Annotated in this window: 15 protein-coding genes; 8 read left to right on the top strand and 7 right to left on the bottom strand. The window is 57.8% G+C overall.

Annotated features, from left to right (window positions below):
• Nucleotides 1-20: 20 nt before the first annotated feature.
• Entirely contained in the window at nt 21-818 is a 798-nt protein-coding gene (locus OHL13_RS05785) for a hypothetical protein (RefSeq protein WP_263409185.1), read from the bottom strand.
• A complete protein-coding gene (locus OHL13_RS05790; protein ID WP_263409186.1) occupies nt 818-1,228 on the bottom strand; it encodes a hypothetical protein in 411 nt (136 codons plus the stop codon). The genes OHL13_RS05785 and OHL13_RS05790 overlap by 1 nt, the downstream gene beginning before the upstream one ends.
• A gap of 78 nt (nt 1,229-1,306) precedes the next feature.
• Between OHL13_RS05790 and OHL13_RS05795 the strand changes: the two genes are divergently transcribed.
• Nucleotides 1,307-2,053 (top strand): dienelactone hydrolase family protein, encoded by a 747-nt coding sequence (locus OHL13_RS05795; protein WP_263409187.1) that lies wholly within the window; start codon nt 1,307-1,309, stop codon nt 2,051-2,053.
• Here the strand turns inward: OHL13_RS05795 and OHL13_RS05800 are convergent.
• From OHL13_RS05800 to OHL13_RS05810, 3 genes are read right to left on the bottom strand one after another with little or no spacing between them, the layout of a single operon-like run.
• A complete protein-coding gene (locus tag OHL13_RS05800; protein ID WP_263409188.1) occupies nt 2,050-3,024 on the bottom strand; it encodes a TIGR01777 family oxidoreductase in 975 nt (324 codons plus the stop codon). The two genes, OHL13_RS05795 and OHL13_RS05800, sit on opposite strands and share 4 nt — an antisense overlap.
• Nucleotides 3,000-3,833 carry an ABC transporter ATP-binding protein gene (locus tag OHL13_RS05805; RefSeq protein WP_263409189.1) on the bottom strand — a complete coding sequence of 278 codons (834 nt, stop codon included), beginning with the start codon at nt 3,831-3,833 and terminating at the stop codon, nt 3,000-3,002. The genes OHL13_RS05800 and OHL13_RS05805 overlap by 25 nt, the downstream gene beginning before the upstream one ends.
• Nucleotides 3,834-4,619: an MlaE family ABC transporter permease gene (locus tag OHL13_RS05810; protein WP_399255305.1), complete on the bottom strand. Its 786-nt coding sequence runs from the start codon at nt 4,617-4,619 to the stop codon at nt 3,834-3,836. It lies immediately after the preceding gene.
• 96 nt (nt 4,620-4,715) lie between these two features.
• On the opposite strand from OHL13_RS05810, the gene OHL13_RS05815 reads away from it, so the two are divergent.
• The 5 genes from OHL13_RS05815 (at nt 4,716) to OHL13_RS05835 (ending at nt 12,443) form a co-directional block, all read left to right on the top strand.
• Nucleotides 4,716-5,765 (top strand): alcohol dehydrogenase catalytic domain-containing protein, encoded by a 1,050-nt coding sequence (locus tag OHL13_RS05815; protein WP_263411618.1) that lies wholly within the window; start codon nt 4,716-4,718, stop codon nt 5,763-5,765.
• A gap of 29 nt (nt 5,766-5,794) precedes the next feature.
• A complete protein-coding gene (gene hpnC / locus OHL13_RS05820) occupies nt 5,795-6,667 on the top strand; it encodes a squalene synthase HpnC (RefSeq protein WP_263409190.1) in 873 nt (290 codons plus the stop codon).
• Nucleotides 6,664-7,584 (top strand): phytoene/squalene synthase family protein, encoded by a 921-nt coding sequence (locus OHL13_RS05825; protein ID WP_263409191.1) that lies wholly within the window; start codon nt 6,664-6,666, stop codon nt 7,582-7,584. The genes hpnC and OHL13_RS05825 overlap by 4 nt, the downstream gene beginning before the upstream one ends.
• Nucleotides 7,560-8,945, top strand: a complete 1,386-nt coding sequence (hpnE, locus tag OHL13_RS05830; protein WP_263409192.1) for a hydroxysqualene dehydroxylase HpnE — start codon at nt 7,560-7,562, stop codon at nt 8,943-8,945. The genes OHL13_RS05825 and hpnE overlap by 25 nt, the downstream gene beginning before the upstream one ends.
• A 78-nt stretch (nt 8,946-9,023) precedes the next feature.
• Nucleotides 9,024-12,443, top strand: a complete 3,420-nt coding sequence (locus tag OHL13_RS05835; protein ID WP_263409193.1) for a TonB-dependent receptor — start codon at nt 9,024-9,026, stop codon at nt 12,441-12,443.
• Between the two features lie 67 nt (nt 12,444-12,510).
• On the opposite strand, the gene OHL13_RS05840 is transcribed toward OHL13_RS05835, so the two are convergent.
• Both OHL13_RS05840 and pabB read right to left on the bottom strand, forming a co-directional pair.
• Nucleotides 12,511-13,260 carry a glycosyltransferase gene (locus OHL13_RS05840; RefSeq protein WP_263409194.1) on the bottom strand — a complete coding sequence of 250 codons (750 nt, stop codon included), beginning with the start codon at nt 13,258-13,260 and terminating at the stop codon, nt 12,511-12,513.
• A 70-nt stretch (nt 13,261-13,330) separates the two neighbouring features.
• Nucleotides 13,331-15,067: an aminodeoxychorismate synthase component I gene (pabB, locus tag OHL13_RS05845; protein ID WP_263409195.1), complete on the bottom strand. Its 1,737-nt coding sequence runs from the start codon at nt 15,065-15,067 to the stop codon at nt 13,331-13,333.
• Between the two features lie 102 nt (nt 15,068-15,169).
• Here pabB and OHL13_RS05850 point away from each other — a divergent pair, with 102 nt between their 5' ends.
• Nucleotides 15,170-15,634: a RidA family protein gene (locus tag OHL13_RS05850; RefSeq protein ID WP_263409196.1), complete on the top strand. Its 465-nt coding sequence runs from the start codon at nt 15,170-15,172 to the stop codon at nt 15,632-15,634.
• 3 nt (nt 15,635-15,637) lie between these two features.
• The gene (locus OHL13_RS05855; protein WP_263409197.1) at nt 15,638-16,861 is read left to right on the top strand and encodes an aminotransferase class V-fold PLP-dependent enzyme; all 1,224 of its coding nucleotides are present in this window, start codon (nt 15,638-15,640) and stop codon (nt 16,859-16,861) included.
• The last annotated feature ends 12 nt before the right edge of the window (nt 16,862-16,873 follow it).

The following is a 16,873-nucleotide window of genomic DNA, read 5'->3' on the forward strand; positions in this document are numbered from 1 at the left end:
TTCGGCAGTCCGGTTTCTTTTTAAACCTTGTGGCGCGACAAAAGAAGGAGTCCTGTCGAAGATGCGGCCAGCAGCATCACACCCCCCGCGAAGCGCAGGGAAATCTGCGGATGGAGCGCGAGCCAGCTTGTCAGAATCGTCACAACGACAGGTAGCAGGTAACGGGTGCTCAGCTCTTCAGGCTTCATCTGCTGCAGCAGCCACAATAGCAGCAACAGTGCGGGCAAATCGACACCGGCAATCCAGAGAAGCTCCGGAGTGCTGATCGACAACGCTCCACTTACTGCCGTGGCTATCCAGAGGAGGACAGCCGCTCCCAGCATCCCCGTCGTTTTCAGTCCGGGAGTCTCCTTTGCAAACACAGACGCCGTTGCGGCGCTGGCTATCCCAGCGATCAGGATCAGCCAATGGACTCCCTCGCGGAGCGATGCAGGGAACTGCACGGGAAAGATAAGCAACGCTCCGGCAACTCCCGCCAATGCTGTCATCAGCAGATCCTGCCTCAACCCCTGTAGCTTCGCTCCGCACACAACGACGATGAAGACCGGAGCCAGTGTCCAGAGTGCGGCGTTGGTATAGCCGGGGAGATATGCCAGGCGTTGCAGCAACAGAGGCACTGCAAAGAGCCCGATGCCGACCATGAGGCTTCTTCCATTGGCTTGCCGCTCCGAGGGAGCGATCGCAAAGATGGCCGCTGCAAGGGTACAGACGATTGCCGATCGCAGGGCCGGAGGCGTTCCGGGAATCACCAGCAGCTCGCGCAGCCACTCCACGCCCCACAACACCGAGAGCAGCAACAGAGCGGCGACGGTTCGCATTACCGCCAGCTTACGGCAACATGCCAGCGATGGCCCCGTGCAGCAGCTTTCATCAGCACGGTCTCGTACTCTTCCAGCTCGGCGAGGACGATGGGGGTTTCTGAGCCGAGCAGTTGCGGCTCTTTTCGCAGGTCATCGAGCAATGTCTGCACGGTGGCAAGGCCATCGGCCGCGGCATACCATTGCGGCGGCGGCATGCGCTTCAGCAGTTCAGGATTGCCCGCGCCTTCTTCAATCAGGAGGGCCATGGAGTTTTCGTCGGCGGAGAAAAACTCGATCAAGGGCTTTACATTCAGCCGCAAGGCCAGCCGTTCCAGCGAATCCTCATGCCGGGCCAGGGCACGTCCATTCACAAAGATGTCGTAGCCGGGATCTTCACCTTCCACGACGATGTACATGCTTGCAGCCATCTTGCACATCAGTGTAGCGGAGGTAGAGCCGAGATACACATTTCCTCTCTCGATACCGTGCTTGGCTATAGTGATTGCATGACGATTCTCGAAAATGAGCACGTAGAACTCTCCACGCCGACCGGCCCCATGCGGGTCCACATCTTTCGTCCCGCCGGAGAGGGCAAGTATCCCGGCATCCTGTTCTACACCGAGATTTTTCAGGTGACCGGCCCCATCCGCCGCACCGCCGCCATGATCGCCGGCCACGGCTACATCGTCGCCATCCCGGAGATCTATCACGAGTTTGAAGAACCTGGCACCGTTCTGGCTTATGACCAGGAAGGCAGTGACCGTGGCAACGCGTTGAAGACCACCAAGACCCTTGCCGGTTACGATGGTGACGCACGTGCCGTGCTCGATCACCTGGCTGCACGGCCGGACTGCACCGGGGCGCTGGGTGTCATGGGTATCTGCATTGGCGGGCACCTCGCCTTCCGCGCCGCTTTCAACCAGGACGTAAAGGCCACCGCCTGTTTTTATGGCACGGACATCCACAAGGGGTCGCTCAGCGCCGGTGGGGACGATTCACTCGTTCGTGCCGAAGAGATCAAGGGCGAGTTGATGATGATCTGGGGACGCCAGGATCCTCATGTTCCGCTCGAAGGCCGTCGCAAGATTCTTGCCCGCCTGGATGAGCTGAACCTGCACTTTACCTGGCACGAGGTCAACGCGGCACATGCCTTTTTGCGGGATGAGGGCGTCCGTTATGACCCGGAGCTGGCCCGCTGGGGCTACGGCATGGCGCTGGAGCTCTTTCACCGCCGTCTGACCGTTGGAGTCTAACGCATGTGCTCGACGAGGTCGCGTGCAGCCGCGGCCCAGTCGGGAAACATCCAGGTAAATCCGTGCTGGTGCAGAACTGCAGGCACGCTGCGCCGCGACTTCAGCACCAGCACGGGCTCCGTGCGCAGCAGCAGGGCACTCAGGTGAATACCGAAGGCCGGTGCTGGCAGACCGATAGGCATGTGGACCGCCTGCCGAAGGGCCACCATAAACTCACGATTCGGCAGCGGGTGTGGACTGGTGATGTTTACCGGCCCGCTGATCGTGTCCTGTGCGATCAGGAACTCCACGGCGCGGGCGTAGTCCTGGTGGTGCATCCACGACATCCACTGGTGGCCTGAACCCTGGGGCCCGCCCAGGCCAAACTTTGCCAGTGTGGCCAGCAAGCGGAAGACACCACCTTTGTCTGGCGACAGCATCAGCGTGGTGCGCAGTGCAATCTTGCGGGTAGAGGGCGTTTTCTCCGCTTGCAGCGCCTGCTCCCATTGCCACACCACGTCGGAGATGAAACGCCACGAGTCCGGCGTGGTGGCATCTACGGCTCCCGTGTCGTGGTAACCCTCGATGTCCGCTTCGGTGCAGGGAGTCATCGTATGCGGATACAGGTCGACCGCGGAGGCATTGATCCACACGCGTGATGGCTGCTTGCAGGCACGAATAGCCTGCCCGGTCAGATGTGTCGCATCCAGCCGGCTGGCGAGAATGAGCTTGCGGTTTTCCGGGGTAAAACGTGTGTTGATCGTCGAGCCGGCCAGGTTGATGACCGCGTCCACACCCTCAAGATGTGCCGCCCAGGGGCCGAGCGTCCTTCCATCCCATAGGGCGGTCGTCCATGGCGCCGGTTTCGCTGAGCGGGAGACCGTCACCACGCGTGTTCCACCGGCATGGAAATATGCGGCGAGCGTATGGCCTATCTGGCCCGAGCCGCCCAGAATCACGATGCTGTTTACGCTAGATACTCTTTGATCCATGGATCGTCCGAATGAGTCAGCTCCAGCGTGCTGCCATCAAAGACCACGTGGCCTTCATTCAGGATGAGGAATTTTGTATTTTCCTCCACCGTCCCGTTCGCCAATGGTTCCAACCTCTGTTCTTTCTGGTTGTAACAATGCGTCGCCAGCATAAAAGCGTCCTGCAGGCGATGCGTTATTAGCAGAGACGTCGTGTGCGAGACATCCCGTTGCTTGGCCACAAGGGAGATGATGGTGGTCGATGTGATGGGATCAAGACCACCCGTCGGAGAATCGTACAGGATCAAATCCGGCCCGGTGATGATGGCGCGGGCAATCGAAACGCGGCGTCGCATGCCGCCGGAAAGCTCGGACGGGAACTTGGCAATGGCGTGGCCTAGTTCCACGAAGTCCAACGCTTCCACCACGCGTTGGTGTGCCTCATCGGGTGGGATGCCTTCTTCATTCAGACGATAGGCCACGTTATCTTCCACATTGAGGGAGTCAAACAGCGCCGACTCTTGGAAGACCATGCCAATGCGGCGTCGCAGGGCGAACAGGTCACGCTCTTTCATCGCGCTGACCTCTTCTCCAAAGACGAAAATCTTTCCGCTGTCAGGCCTCAACAGGCCATCGACCAGCTTCATCAGCACGGACTTGCCGCCACCAGCTGGTCCCAGCAGCATCTTCGTTTCGCCAGGCATCACCGTAAACGAGATGTCGCGCAAAACTTCATTGCCATCGAAGCTGATGGAGACATTTTCAAACTTAACTACCGGCTCATCCGGTGGGAGCGTGTGCTGCAGGGCGATCTGTTCGGTAGACGGCATCTAGCGTCCCAGAATTCCGATCATCAACCGGGTCAGGATGAAGTCGGAGACGATGATCAGGATGGAAGAGGCCACCACGGCCTCGGTTGTCGCACGTCCTACGCCCTGGGTGCCGCCCTTGGTCTGCATGCCGTAGTAGCAGCCGACCGACGAGATGATAAAGCCGAAGAAGATCGGCTTGGTCAGTCCCTGCCACAGGTCAGCCCATACCAGGGCGGAGTAGGTCGAAGTAAAGTACGCGTGGCCATCCAGGCCCAGCATGAAGACAGCCACCAGGCCGCCACCGAGGATGCCCATGCACATGGACAGAATCGACAGCCAGAACAGCATGAAGACCGTGGCCGAGATGCGCGGAGCCACCAGCTTGCGGATTGGATCGACGCCCAGTGCCCGCATGGCGTCAATCTGCTCGGTCACCTTCATGGAGCCAAGCTCGGATGCCATACCGGAGGCATTGCGGCCGGAGACCATCAGGCCGGTAAGCACCGGGCCAAGTTCCTTCACCATCGAAAGAGCGACCAGGTTACCGGTCTTGCTCACAGCGCCAAACTGCTTCAGCGCCGTAGCTGCCTGCAGGGCAAGCACGCACCCGGTAAAAAAGCCCGTGAGAACGACAATCGGCAGGGAACCGACACCGATCATGTCCATCTGCTGCGCAACATCCCCCCAATAGATAGGTGGAGAAAACATTGAGCGAAAGGCTCGGCCAGCGAGCAGGGAATACTCCTGCAAGGCCAGAACCTTGGACTTTACCCACGCTGTAGGAGACGGTAGCTGAATCGGCATGCTCTTGCTGAAGATTATCTCGTATTGCTCTCCAGAGGTTAGATGCAGAATGCAACGAATCGGCTTAAGAGATGAGAAAATAAGGAGATGGCTGACATGCAGGCTGCCGTGCTGTACGGCAAGGAAGATTTACGTCTGGAGATGGTGGAGCGCCCCACGGCTGCTCCCGGAGAGATCATCGTTCGTGTTGGCGCGGCCCTGACCTGCGGTACGGACCTGAAGGTTTATCGCCGTGGCTACCACGCCATGATGCTGAAGCCGCCCATGCCTTTTGGCCATGAACTGGCCGGTACGGTGGCGGAAGCCGGTGATGGCGCAAAGTTTAAGTTAGGCGACCGGGTGGTCGCGCTGAACTCCGCCCCATGTGACCAGTGCTACTGGTGCAACAAAAATCAGCAGAACCTTTGCGAGGATCTGTTGTTCAACAACGGAGCTTACGCCGACTACATTCGCATTCCGGCTCGGATTGTCGAAAAAAATACCCTGACCGTTCCCGAAGACCTTCCTTTCGAATACGCTGCTCTCACGGAGCCTCTGGCCTGCGTAATCCGCGGCCTCGAAGAATCGAATGCGCAGCCGGGCGATTTGATGGTGGTCATCGGCGCCGGGCCCATCGGCCTGATGTTCATGCACGCGGCGGAACTGGCTGGTGTGGAAGTGATCGCCGTCGTCAAGCGTGATGACCAGATTGAGACCGCGAGGATCTTCGGAGCAAAGCACGTTGTTCAGATCGCCGACGGCGTTGATACCGTGGCTGAGGTGCGCAAGCTGACCCCTGGCAGCCGTGGCGTCGATATTGCCATTGAAGCCGTCGCAACTCCTATGACCTGGGAGTGGGCAGTCGATATGGTGCGCAAGGGCGGCATGGTCAACTTCTTCGGAGGCCCGCCCAGTGGGACCAGGGTGCAACTGGATACCAACCGCCTGCACTACGGCGACATTACGCTGAAAGCAAGCTTCCATCACACGCCGGCTACCTCGCGCACCGCCTTTGAGCTGATCAAAAGCGGACGTTTCAAATGCGCCGAGTACATTACCGGTCGAGCCGGATTGGCCGATGTTCCGGCAATCTTCAAGAAGATGATGGTGCGCTCAGCCGAGGGCGTGAAAGATATTAAGACAGCCGTTTTTCCGGCAGGTATGTGATGTTAGAAGGCGCTCCGAGTCAGTACGCAATGCCCGTTGCCCGTCCCACGCTGGACGAGGCACGCGCGTGGTGCCATGAGCTGGCCACCGGCCACTATGAGAACTTCCACGTCGTCACGTGGTTCCTGCCGAAAGCGTATAAGACCGATTTTGAGGCGCTGTACTCCTACTGCCGCGCCTCCGACGACCTTGGAGACGAGGTTGCCACGCCGGAGATCGGCATGCGCCTGCTGGAAGAGTGGGACGTATTGTTGCGTGAGTGCTACGAGACTCCGGAGAAGTCGCAGCATCCCATCTTTGTAGCGCTGGGCGAAACGGTACGCACACGGCGGATTCCGATGCAGCCGTTTGTCGATTTGCTGCAGGCCTTCAAGGCCGACCAGGTGAAGACGCGTCACGCCTCCATTGCGGAACTGGAAGAGTACTCGGTCTACTCGGCCAATCCTGTAGGCCGCATGATTCTGCATACATGTGGCTATCACGAGGAAGCGCTGAACCTGCTCTCGGACAAGATCTGCACGGCACTGCAGTTGGCGAACTTCTGGCAGGACGTAGGCGAAGACTGGGACCGCGGCCGTGTGTACCTGCCGCAGGACTGGATGGCACGCTACGGTGTTACCGAAGAGCAGATCGCCGCGCGCCAGGCTACGCCCGCCTTTCGCGAGATGATGAAGGGACTGGTTGCGGAGACCCGCGCCATGTTCGCCGAAGGCTCTGCACTGGAACGTGGCGTGCAGAAGCAACTGGCTGTGACGCTACGCCTGTTCCGTCGCGGCGGCGAAACCATTCTGGATGCGATTGAGGCCCAGGGATACGACACATTGACGCGCCGTCCCGTCGTGACCAAGGCCGCCAAGGTAAAGCTGCTGGGCCGCGCGCTCGTGGAGAAGATGGTTGCGTGAGTAGAACCGTTGAGCAAGCCTACGCTGAATGCCGCGCCATCGCGAAGCGTGAGGCGAAGAACTTCTATTACTCGTTTGTCGCGTTGCCGGCGCATAAGTCGGACGCCATGTGTGCCGTCTATGCCTTCATGCGCAAGGCCGATGATCTTGCGGATGACGAGAGTCTGGCCATTCCCCAGCGCCGCGAGCAGATGGCAGCGTGGCTGGACGCATGGCGCAGCGCACGCGCTGGTGCTCCGACCGAGGACGCTGTCTTCATCGCTTTGAATGACACGCAACGCCGCTTTCAGATTCCTGATGATCTGCTGGAGAAGCTGGTGCAGGGCACCACACTCGACATTCAGGAAGCTAAGCCCGGCGTGCAGTTTATTGAGATCGGTGGCCGCACCTTCGAGGTCTACGAATCGCTTAGTGCGCTGTATGACTACTGTTACCTGGTTGCCAGTGTTGTGGGGTTAGTCTGCATCCGCATCTTCGGATACCACAGCACAGAAGCAGAGAGGCTCGCGGAGGAAACCGGTCTCGCCTTCCAGGTCACCAATATTCTGCGCGACGTGAAGGAAGACGCCGAACGCGGCCGCATCTATCTGCCTCTGGATGAACTCAGGATCGCCGGGCTTGAACCGTGTGATGTGCTGTCGAACGATCCCATCCGTCTGCGCCCCGTTCTGCTCAGTCTTGCGGTCAAGGCGAACGCAATGTATCAGGCTGCAGACACGCTCACTCCCATGCTGGACCGCGACAGCCGTGCGGCCATGTGGGTTTTGGCGAAGATCTATCGCATGCTGCTTGAACGCATCGAGCATGCAAACTTCGATGTCTTCTCAAAACGTGCCTCTGTCCCCACTGCAACCAAGCTCCGGGTTCTTGGCCAGGGAATGTTGATGACCGCGTGGAACCGGATGGTGACGCGGTGAAGGATGTCGTCATTGTCGGTGGAGGCCTCGCCGGCCTGGCTGCGGCCCACGCGCTTTCGGCGCAAGGTCTCAGCGTGCAGGTACTCGAGCGCCGTCCCTATATTGGTGGCCGCGCCTATTCGTATGAGCATCCAGCGCTGCACGAAGTCGTGGATTGCCAGCACGTCATGCTTGGCTGCTGCACCAACCTCGTCGGGATCTGCAATGCGGTTGGCCTTGGCGACAAGATCCACTGGTACGACGAACTGACCTTCCTGGAGCCCGGTGGCCGCGCCAGCCGCATTGGCCCTAGTGGCCTGCCTGCTCCGGGGCACAATACCCTCAGCTTCCTTCAGGCTCCTATGCTGGGAGTTGCAGATAAGGTGGCCATTGCGCGGGGTCTACTTGAGTTCTTCCGCGGATACCCGCAAGACGACACCGAGAGCTTCTCCAATTGGCTGAAACGCACCGGCCAGACCGAGCGCGCCATCAAACATTTCTGGGCTCCCGTAATCATCGGCGCCCTGAATGACCGCTTTGAGAACTGTTCGCTGAAGTACGCCGGGCAGGTCTTCCACGAGTCCTTCCTGAAGTCTTCGCAGGGAGGCCGTCTTGGCATCCCCATGCTTCCGCTCAGCGAGTTCTACGGAGAGATTGCGCGTGCAGCGGAACAGCAGGGAACTGAGTTCGTGCTTCGCGCCAGCGTGGAGAACATCTCCGGTGACGCAACTTCGGGCTTTACCCTCCACACGACGGCAGGCACATTTCAGGGCAAACAGGTCATTGTTGCGCTTCCATTTGAGCAGTCGGTCAAGCTGCTTCCCAACCTCGCGTTATCGATTACGCAGTTTGTGCATGCACCTATCACCACAGTCCATCTGTGGTGGGAAAAAGAGATCACAGATCGGCACCATGCGGTACTGCTGGACACCACGATCGAGTGGATCTTCAACAAGACCCGAATCCGTGGAAACGACCCCGCAAAGGGCAGCTACACCGAGCTGGTTATCAGTGCATCGCATCGTCAGTTGAAGCAAGATAGGGAAGAGATTATCCGCAATGCAATCAACGAATTAGCTCTGTTCTTCCCCCAGGTCAGGACCACAAACCTGCTGAAAACCGGCGTATTGAAGGAAGCCAGAGCTACCTTCTCGGTACTGCCGGGGCTGGATCGCCACCGGCCTTCCCAGGCCGAAAGCGGGCACAAAGGAATATTTCTTGCGGGAGACTGGACGAAGACAGGTTGGCCCTCTACTATGGAGGGCGCTATTCGTAGCGGTTTATTGGCAGCGACATCGATTACGGGGGAGCCGGCACTGGCGCCAGAGCTTCCAGCAGATGGGCTGATGCCTTGGATTGTCCAAAAGATAGAACGTTTTTGACACTCCATTCACATTCCAGCAACCGTACTGAAATCGTAAACGGTGACGCTACTAGAAACACAAAAGGAGTGTTCTTCCATGCGCAAACGGATCGAATCCGTGCGATTGATGTGCTTCTACCTGCTTCTTGTTCTTGGCCTCGTGATTCTCAGTCCAGTTGCTGGATGGGCGCAGTTTGAAAATGCGTCTGTTCTTGGCTATGTGCGAGATAAATCCGGTGCTGCTCTTCCGGCAGCTACGGTGACGCTGACCAATACAGGAACGAATGTCTCGCAGACGGCGAAGACAGACGGTGAAGGCAAGTTCGAATTTAACTCTGTCAACATCGGTACCTACGTTGTGACGGCGGAATCCGCCGGCTTCCAGACAACCAAAACAGCTCCTTTTCAGTTGACGGTCAATGCCCGTCAGCGCGTCGACGTGAGTGTGGCCCCCGGCTCCGTCAGTGACACGGTGGAAGTAACCGCCGCCGCCCAGATTCTGGATACCGAAACCAGCTCCCGTTCGACCGTTGTCGGCACGCGTGAAGTCGAAAACCTTCCCCTGAACGGCCGCAGCTATGCTGACCTCGCACTGCTTGTTCCAGGTACCCGTAAGTCTGCCCTGCAGAATCAGTCGACTTCAAGCCGCGAAGCTTCGTTCAACGTGAATGGACAGCGTTCGGCTTTCAATAACTTCCTGCTCGACGGTCTGGACAACAACAACTACGGCACCTCGAACCAGGGCTTTGCCAACGAGAACATTCCTCCTTCGCCTGATGCTGTCAGCGAGTTCCGTGTCGAAGTTAACAATTACTCGGCAGAGTACGGTCGTACCACCGGTGCTGTGATCAACGCAGCGATCCGCCGTGGAACCAACCAGATTCACGGTCGCGTATGGGACTACCACCGCAATGGCGCATTCAATGCCATCGGACCCTTCCTGGCTGTCGGCGCAACCAAGCCGAAGTTCGTTCGTAATCAGTTCGGCGGAACCTTTGGCGCTCCCATCTGGAAAGACCACACCTTCTTCTTCGGAGATTACGAAGGTGTTCGTCTGATCTTCAACAATCCCAGCACTCCTTCAACCCTTCCGACTGCAAATCAGCGCTCAGGATTGTTCTACCTCAACGATCAAACCTCTGATCCTTCTAGTGCAATTCCCCTGCGCAATCCCATTACGGGTCGCTTGTACAACGGAAGCATCCCGGTTTCTGACCAGACACAGTTTGCACGTGCGGTCCTGGCCGCTTTGCCTGCAACGAATGTCTCGAATGCGCTTTCCAACAACCTCACGATCTCGCCGCGCGGCATTATCACCGACAACAAGGGCGACGGACGTGTCGACCATACCTTCAACAGCCGTTGGACTATCTTTGGCCGCTACAGCGAGCACCGCGGATACATCTTCGATCCGCCGGGAATCACGGGTCGTGCAGGTGGTAACTCGAACGGCAACGTCAACATCAAAAACCGTGCGGTTGCTGGCGGTGTCACCTGGACAATTTCGACCAACAAGCTGTTGGACATCCGCTTTGGCTACTCGAAGAACGAGGGCGGCAAGTTTCCGGTAGGTACCGGTCAGCCTTCCATGCTGGTTGAGAATGGCATCACCAACGGCCTGCCGACTGATCCCATCGTTGTCCGTTCGCTCAATGCGCAGTCGGTTACAGGCTACTCGCAGTTTGGCGCACAGAGCTCGAATCCACAATTCCAGAACCCCACCATCTATAACCCGAAGGCGAACTACACCTGGATACTCGGAAAGCACAGCGTGAAGCTCGGCTATGAGTTCCAGAAGGTCAACACCCAGTTGAACGACTTCAACCCGAGCTACGGAGCCGATACCTACGCCGGTGTTTTCTCAAGCAATGGTGAGCCGACGAATAAGACGGTCACGACTGCATCTGCCACGACTTACGCTGCGCAGCTCCAGCAGGCCCGTAACCTTGCCGACTTCATGTTCGGCAATCGTTCGCAGTATCAACTCACCACCTATGCCATCGTCAACCTGCGCCAGATGTTCAACTTTATGTACATCCAGGACGATATCAAACTGTCGCCCAAGCTGACGATGAACGCGGGTCTGCGGTACGAGATCGCCACTCCGCAGTATGAGCGTGATAACCGTCTTGCCAACTTCAACCCGGTTACCGCAACCACTGGGGCACTGGTCCAGGCGACTAACGATGGTATCTCTGGCCGCGCTCAGGTCAACACTCCGATGACCAACATCGGACCGCGCTTTGGTCTCAGCTATGGAGCTACTGACAAGCTTGTGCTTCGTACTGGTTATGGCATTGGCTTCACGCAGTGGAATCGTGCCGGTGGTGAAAATAATCTCACCTACAATGGCCCGAACGTCGTAAACGCCAGCATCACACAGTCCATTGCGAACCCGCTCTGCACCACTGACACGCAGTTGCAGTCCTCCTGCTTCCGTCAGACGCAGCAGGGATACGCTGTCGGTTTGACGACGGCAGCCTACTTCAACCCGCTCAACGTACTCAGCCGCTACATCCCCAAGAATTTCAAGACGGGCTATGTGCAGAGCTACCACGCCGGCATCCAGTACCAGCTCCCTGGTGGAATCGTTGCTGACCTTGCCTACGTAGGCAATAAGGCTACCCACCTGCAGGTACTTGCTGACTATAACCAGGCCACACCTTGCACCGGCACCTGCGGTAACCTGCAGGCACGTCGCCCGATTACCAACTTCGCCGGCATCGAGATCGCATACGGTGCGGGATCGGCAAATTACAACTCGTTGCAGTTCAAGGTACAGAAGCGCGCCCAGATGGGCTTGTTCTTCATGAACTCCTTTACCTGGGGTCGCGTTTTTGATATCTCCTCCGGTCACCTCGAGACCGCAGGTGGCGATAACTCACGCATCAACTACGCAAATCCTCGTGGTGACTACGGTCCGGGCGGGTACGACCAGCCGCTCACCGATGTTTTCTCCACCGTGTATGACCTGCCGTATGGTCATGGCCGTCATTGGGGTGGTAGCTCGAACTACTTCATGAACGCTGTCTTCGGCGGATGGCAGATGAACATCATCAACAACATGAGCAGCGGTCTTCCCATCAACGTCAACTACTCGCTCTCATCGTCCTCCTCGCTTTACGTCAGTGATCTGGTGACCTACCGTCCTAGCCATTCGGCTGCGGGCGGTCCAATCACCAGCTCTGCTTCTACACGTACAAAATCGTCAACGGCTCTGAGCGGCTACTTTAACTCAGCAGCTCTCGCCAACCCGACGACCAGTGCGTGGGGCAATGTCTCGCGTAATTCTGAGCGTGGCTATGCCATCTTCTCCACGGACTTCGGTCTGCATAAGGCGTTCCCCCTGTGGAGCGACTCATCGAACCTCGACCTCCGTGCAGAAGCCTTCAATGTGCTGAACAAAACCAACTATGCTCAGCCCAACAGCACGTTCGGTAGCTCCAGCTTCGGCCAGATCACGAGCGTGTTTGGCAACCCACGTCAGCTGCAGCTTGCGGCGAAGATCATCTTCTAAGCAACCACTCACCAACACATAAGGGCGGCCCGATGGGCCGCCCTTATGTGTTCAGAAAAAGAACGCGTTACTGTTGTTCCGCTTCGCTGGGATTTTCCCAGTAGCGATGGTCATTTTCGAAGTACGAATCATTCCACGTGTTCAGCATCGTACGGAAGAAAAGGAAGACCATCCGGAAGCGCCCCGTCCGCAAAAAACGGCGGTTGGAGGTTAGGATGTGTCCGCGCAGGATGCCAAAGCGACGTGGAGAGATCTGCCGCGTCAGGTGATAATCCTCGGCAAACAGGGCTGACTCATCAAACCCGCCCAGGCGTTGAAATGCCGCTGTTTCAAACAGCAGGAACATCCCCGTTCCAAACGGCTTGGTGAACGACCCGATGCGCTGCATCAGATTATTCGCAAAATACAACGCATGGTCGAACGGATTGCGGCTGATGCAGCGGATGGAAGTCGTCAGGCAGTGGAGACGTCTGCGGCGGAGCAGGCGGAGAGCACGGCGTATCAGCGTCGTATCGTCCAGCTCAATATCGGCATCGAGAAAGAGCAGGTAAGGTGTCGCAGCCGCCCGCGCGCCGGCATTTCTGCCAACCGAAGGAAGTCCACCGGGAATCACCTTGACCTGCAGGCTATCTGCAAAAGCCAGTGCCGCTTCGGCTGTGCCATCGGTCGATCCGGCATCGGCGACAATGACCGGCACGGAGCGCATCGCAGGATAGTCCTGCCGCGCCAGGCAGTTCAGAAGCCTTGGCAGATAAGTAATCTCATTCTTGGCTGGAATGACGATGGTCAGTTCGGGGCTTGGGCACACAGCGTCCATGCTCAAGCATGCGTAGAAGGGCAATGCTGGCAGGTGAAACCTTCGTGAAATCCCGGTAAACAGTGGCAGGTTACCGCTCCAGGTACCCTACAGGGAGCAACCCTCGGACCGAATTGCCAAGGTAGAGGCGGTCATCTGGCAACAAATCCGCCAGAGTCACTGACCGCTCCTCGGGAGCAAGATGCGCACGAAGAATCCCCGGCAGCACGCCATCCGCTAATGGGGGCGTAAGCAAATGCCCATTGCGTTCCACAAAGAAATTTGTGATGCAGCCTTCCGTGAGGTGGCCTTGCTCATTGACGAAAAGTACCTCGTCGAAGCCGCGCGTACGAGCCATTGCAAGCTCATCGTCGTAAAGAGTACGGCGCGTGGTCTTGTGATGCAGAAAGACATCCAGCGAATTCGTACGCTGTGGCGACAGTAAAACCCGCAGAGGGCGGTTCTCAAGAACAATGACCACGGACGTTATGGAGCAAGCTCCCGAGCGCTCTAGCAGTAGGCGGATGCGATGTGTTCCTTCCAGTTTCTGTGCCGCAACCAGCAGCTCTTTCTCCATTGCGGTGGGATCGAAGCGGAATCCGAAGTACTCCGCTGACTGCTGCAGCCGCGCAAGATGCTCTGTAAGAAAGTGGACACGGTTGCCATCCCACAGCATTGTTTCAATTAGCTGGAATGGCTGCGAGTCCTGTTGCAGGAACGATCCCTTCAGGCGCGTCTCTTCATACTCGGCTGCCGCATCCGAGTCATACGTGATGCCTGCACCTACCCCCATGTTTGCCGTCCCGTCCTGCAGAGTGATAGTGCGAATGGCTACCGAGAAGCATGCTTCGTTGTCCGGCGCGATAAAGCCGATGCATCCTGTGTACACTCCCCGCGGCCTGTCCTCGAGCGAATGAATCAGTTCCATCGTCTTAATCTTGGGAGCCCCAACGATGGACCCGGAAGGGAAAAGCGCACGGAAGATATCGGCGTATCCCGTTTCCGGCTTCAAATCAGCACAGATGGTTGAGGTCATCTGGTGCAGCGTAGGATAGCGCTCCACCTGGAAAAGCCCGCGGACATGAACAGAACCCGTTGCGCAGATACGGCCAAGATCATTACGAAGCAGGTCAACAATCATCAGGTTCTCGGCGCGGTTCTTCTCATCGTTTGCCAGCCATTGCATCCGCTGCTGGTCTTCGCTCAGATTACGCCCGCGCTGCGCGGTGCCTTTCATCGGGCGTGTTGTGATGCGGGCCTCTTCACGTTGAAAAAACAACTCGGGCGAAGCTGACAGAATCTGCGCCTCACCGGTATTCACAAAAGCGCCAAACTCGACCGGCTGCACGGCCAGGATGTGATGCAGCAAATCTTCGGGGGAACAGCCATACTTCCATTCCAGTTGTGTTGTCAGATTGACCTGGTACGTATCTCCTCTTTCAATATGCTGCTTGATGCGAGCGACTTTGTGTGCAAATTGATCCTTTGTCATCAGGATGGACGCGTGTTCCAACTCGAGGGGCGGAACAGCCCCCTGGTAGCGGAATGTCTCACGCTGTGTATACAGACCAAACCATGCCAGCGGTTTTCCCTCGCCGGGCATCAAGTGACGGAGCGAGGGCTCCAGCGCATAGCCGGCCTCATAGGCCATGTATCCTGCGGCGTAGAGCCCGCTCCTGGTTGCGTCATCCAACGTCTGCAACAACCGTTCAAGCTCTTCAGCGTTGAAAGCCATAAGTGTCTCAACGGGGTTTTGAAACAGATAGCTCGGTGCTCCCGTCTGTGCGTTGACGAGCATGACCGTGCCGGGCTGGTCGTAGGCAGACATACTCTGTCTAGGATAAAGTGCGCCGCGCGTGGCATGATCTGGTAACGTCACATCATGCCCTCGCAACCGCAAGGGCGATCTCAAACAAGTCAGAGGCCAGCCGTGAAGAAGTTCCTTCTCTCCGTCGCATTTGCCATGTGTGCATTGCCCGCCGTTGTCCATGCCCAGGAGGCCCCGAAGACAGGTGTTGATGTCTCGAAGCTGCCCTTTAGCCCAGGCCTTCCCATCGGCGACACGGTTTACGTCAGCGGACATCTTGGTGTGGACCCCGCGGTCGACAAGGCTCCGCCAGCCGATCCAGAGGCGGAGGTCCGCAAGCTGCTCGACGGCATCCAGGCCACACTCAAGACCTCCGGTCTGACGATGGACGACATGGTCTATGTGGAGGTCTTCTGCACTGACCTCAAGCTCTATCCCGCGTTCAATAAAGTTTATTCCAGCTACTTCAGCAAGCCATATCCGGCGCGCGCCTTTATCGGTGTAAAGGATCTGCTCTTTGGCGCCCACTTTGAAGTGATGGGGCTTGCCGTGAAGAATGGAGCGCAGCAGAAGAAGGGAACCAGATAACCCATGCAACCTACGCGGCGCAGTGTGATGAAGTCGGCTCTTGGCCTGCATCTTTCCATGGCTGTCTCCAGGGCCTGGGCCGTCGCTGCTGCGCCGCAGTTTCCTGACCGGCAGAACTTCCAGTTCTCCGGCACTTTTCTCGATGCGGCCTACACGCATCCCATGTGTCTTGCTGCGTACAATGCGGGGAAAGCCTTTCTTGAAAGCCGCGTGCATCAGCCAGCTATCTCCTGGCCTCGGACCAATCCGCGCAACGCCGCGGTGCAGGCCTTTGCGGAGTTGATCAATGCTGCGCCGGCGGAGGTCGCCGTCGTCCCCAGCACCATGGGTGGCGAGAACATGCTCTGCGCAGCGCTTGGACTTGGGCCGCAGGCGGGTGTAGTTACGGATGCCTATCATTACGACGCATCGCTGGCTATGTATGGTGAAATGGAGCGCGCCGGCATCCCGGTCACCGTATTGGAAGCGAAGAACAACCGCGTCGATCTTGCCGACCTGGATCGAGCCATCACAAAAAATACGCGCCTGGTGGCCATCTCGCAGATTGCGAGCCTCACAGGCTTTCAGCATGACCTGAAAGCTGTGTGTGAGATTGCCCACTCAAAGGGAACTCTGGTCTACGCCGACATCGTACAGGCCGCAGGAGCAGTCCCCATCGATGTGAAGCAGAGCGGTGTCGACTTTGCCTGCGCGGGAACCTATAAGTGGCTGATGGGTGACTTCGGTATCGGCTTTCTGTATGTGCGGCCAGACCGGCTCGCACAACTCCGCCGTGTGCAGTGGGGCTGGCGCTCGTTTTCAAACGAAGCGCATCACATTTTACCCTTTGACGATCCCGGCCCTGCCATCGGGACATGGACCGAAGCCGCCAGCACCGCTGCACATTTCGAAGCCGGTAGCCCGGCCTGGGGAGCGCTTGCATCGGCTGCTGCATCCATCGGGTTCGTCCGCTCCATCGGTGTCGAAAATATCCAGCGCTATCGCCAACCGATGATCGACCGGCTGCAGCAGGAACTTCCTGCGTTCGGCTTCCTGCCTCTAACTCCCGCTCCAACCACCGGACCGACCGTCGCTTTTGCTTATAAAGGTGCGCAGGCAAAGTTTGCCGCTGCGCTGGAGGCAGAAAAGATAAAGATCACCCTGCGCGAACACCACGTCCGCATCTCCGTGTCGATCTACAACGACATGGAAGATATTGATCGGCTGCTGCGTGTCTTGAAGGCGTAGCAGGAAAAAAGT

Origin of the sequence: Terriglobus tenax (genome assembly GCF_025685395.1) — a bacterium.
Classification (GTDB): Bacteria; Acidobacteriota; Terriglobia; order Terriglobales; family Acidobacteriaceae; genus Terriglobus; species Terriglobus tenax.

Bases quoted from the DNA above. Each gene is read 5' to 3' on its own strand.
- OHL13_RS05855 (WP_263409197.1), top strand. From the start codon at position 15,638: ATGCAACCTACGCGGCGCAGTGTGATGAAGTCGGCTCTTGGCCTGCAT.
- OHL13_RS05815 (WP_263411618.1), top strand. From the start codon at position 4,716: ATGCAGGCTGCCGTGCTGTACGGCAAGGAAGATTTACGTCTGGAGATG.
- OHL13_RS05805 (WP_263409189.1), bottom strand. From the start codon at position 3,833: ATGCCGTCTACCGAACAGATCGCCCTGCAGCACACGCTCCCACCGGAT.
- OHL13_RS05810 (WP_399255305.1), bottom strand. From the start codon at position 4,619: ATGCCGATTCAGCTACCGTCTCCTACAGCGTGGGTAAAGTCCAAGGTT.
- OHL13_RS05835 (WP_263409193.1), top strand. From the start codon at position 9,024: ATGCGCAAACGGATCGAATCCGTGCGATTGATGTGCTTCTACCTGCTT.
- pabB (WP_263409195.1), bottom strand. From the start codon at position 15,067: ATGTCTGCCTACGACCAGCCCGGCACGGTCATGCTCGTCAACGCACAG.
- OHL13_RS05785 (WP_263409185.1), bottom strand. From the start codon at position 818: ATGCGAACCGTCGCCGCTCTGTTGCTGCTCTCGGTGTTGTGGGGCGTG.
- hpnC (WP_263409190.1), top strand. From the start codon at position 5,795: ATGCCCGTTGCCCGTCCCACGCTGGACGAGGCACGCGCGTGGTGCCAT.
- OHL13_RS05800 (WP_263409188.1), bottom strand. From the start codon at position 3,024: ATGGATCAAAGAGTATCTAGCGTAAACAGCATCGTGATTCTGGGCGGC.
- OHL13_RS05790 (WP_263409186.1), bottom strand. From the start codon at position 1,228: ATGGCTGCAAGCATGTACATCGTCGTGGAAGGTGAAGATCCCGGCTAC.
- OHL13_RS05795 (WP_263409187.1), top strand. From the start codon at position 1,307: ATGACGATTCTCGAAAATGAGCACGTAGAACTCTCCACGCCGACCGGC.
- OHL13_RS05840 (WP_263409194.1), bottom strand. From the start codon at position 13,260: ATGGACGCTGTGTGCCCAAGCCCCGAACTGACCATCGTCATTCCAGCC.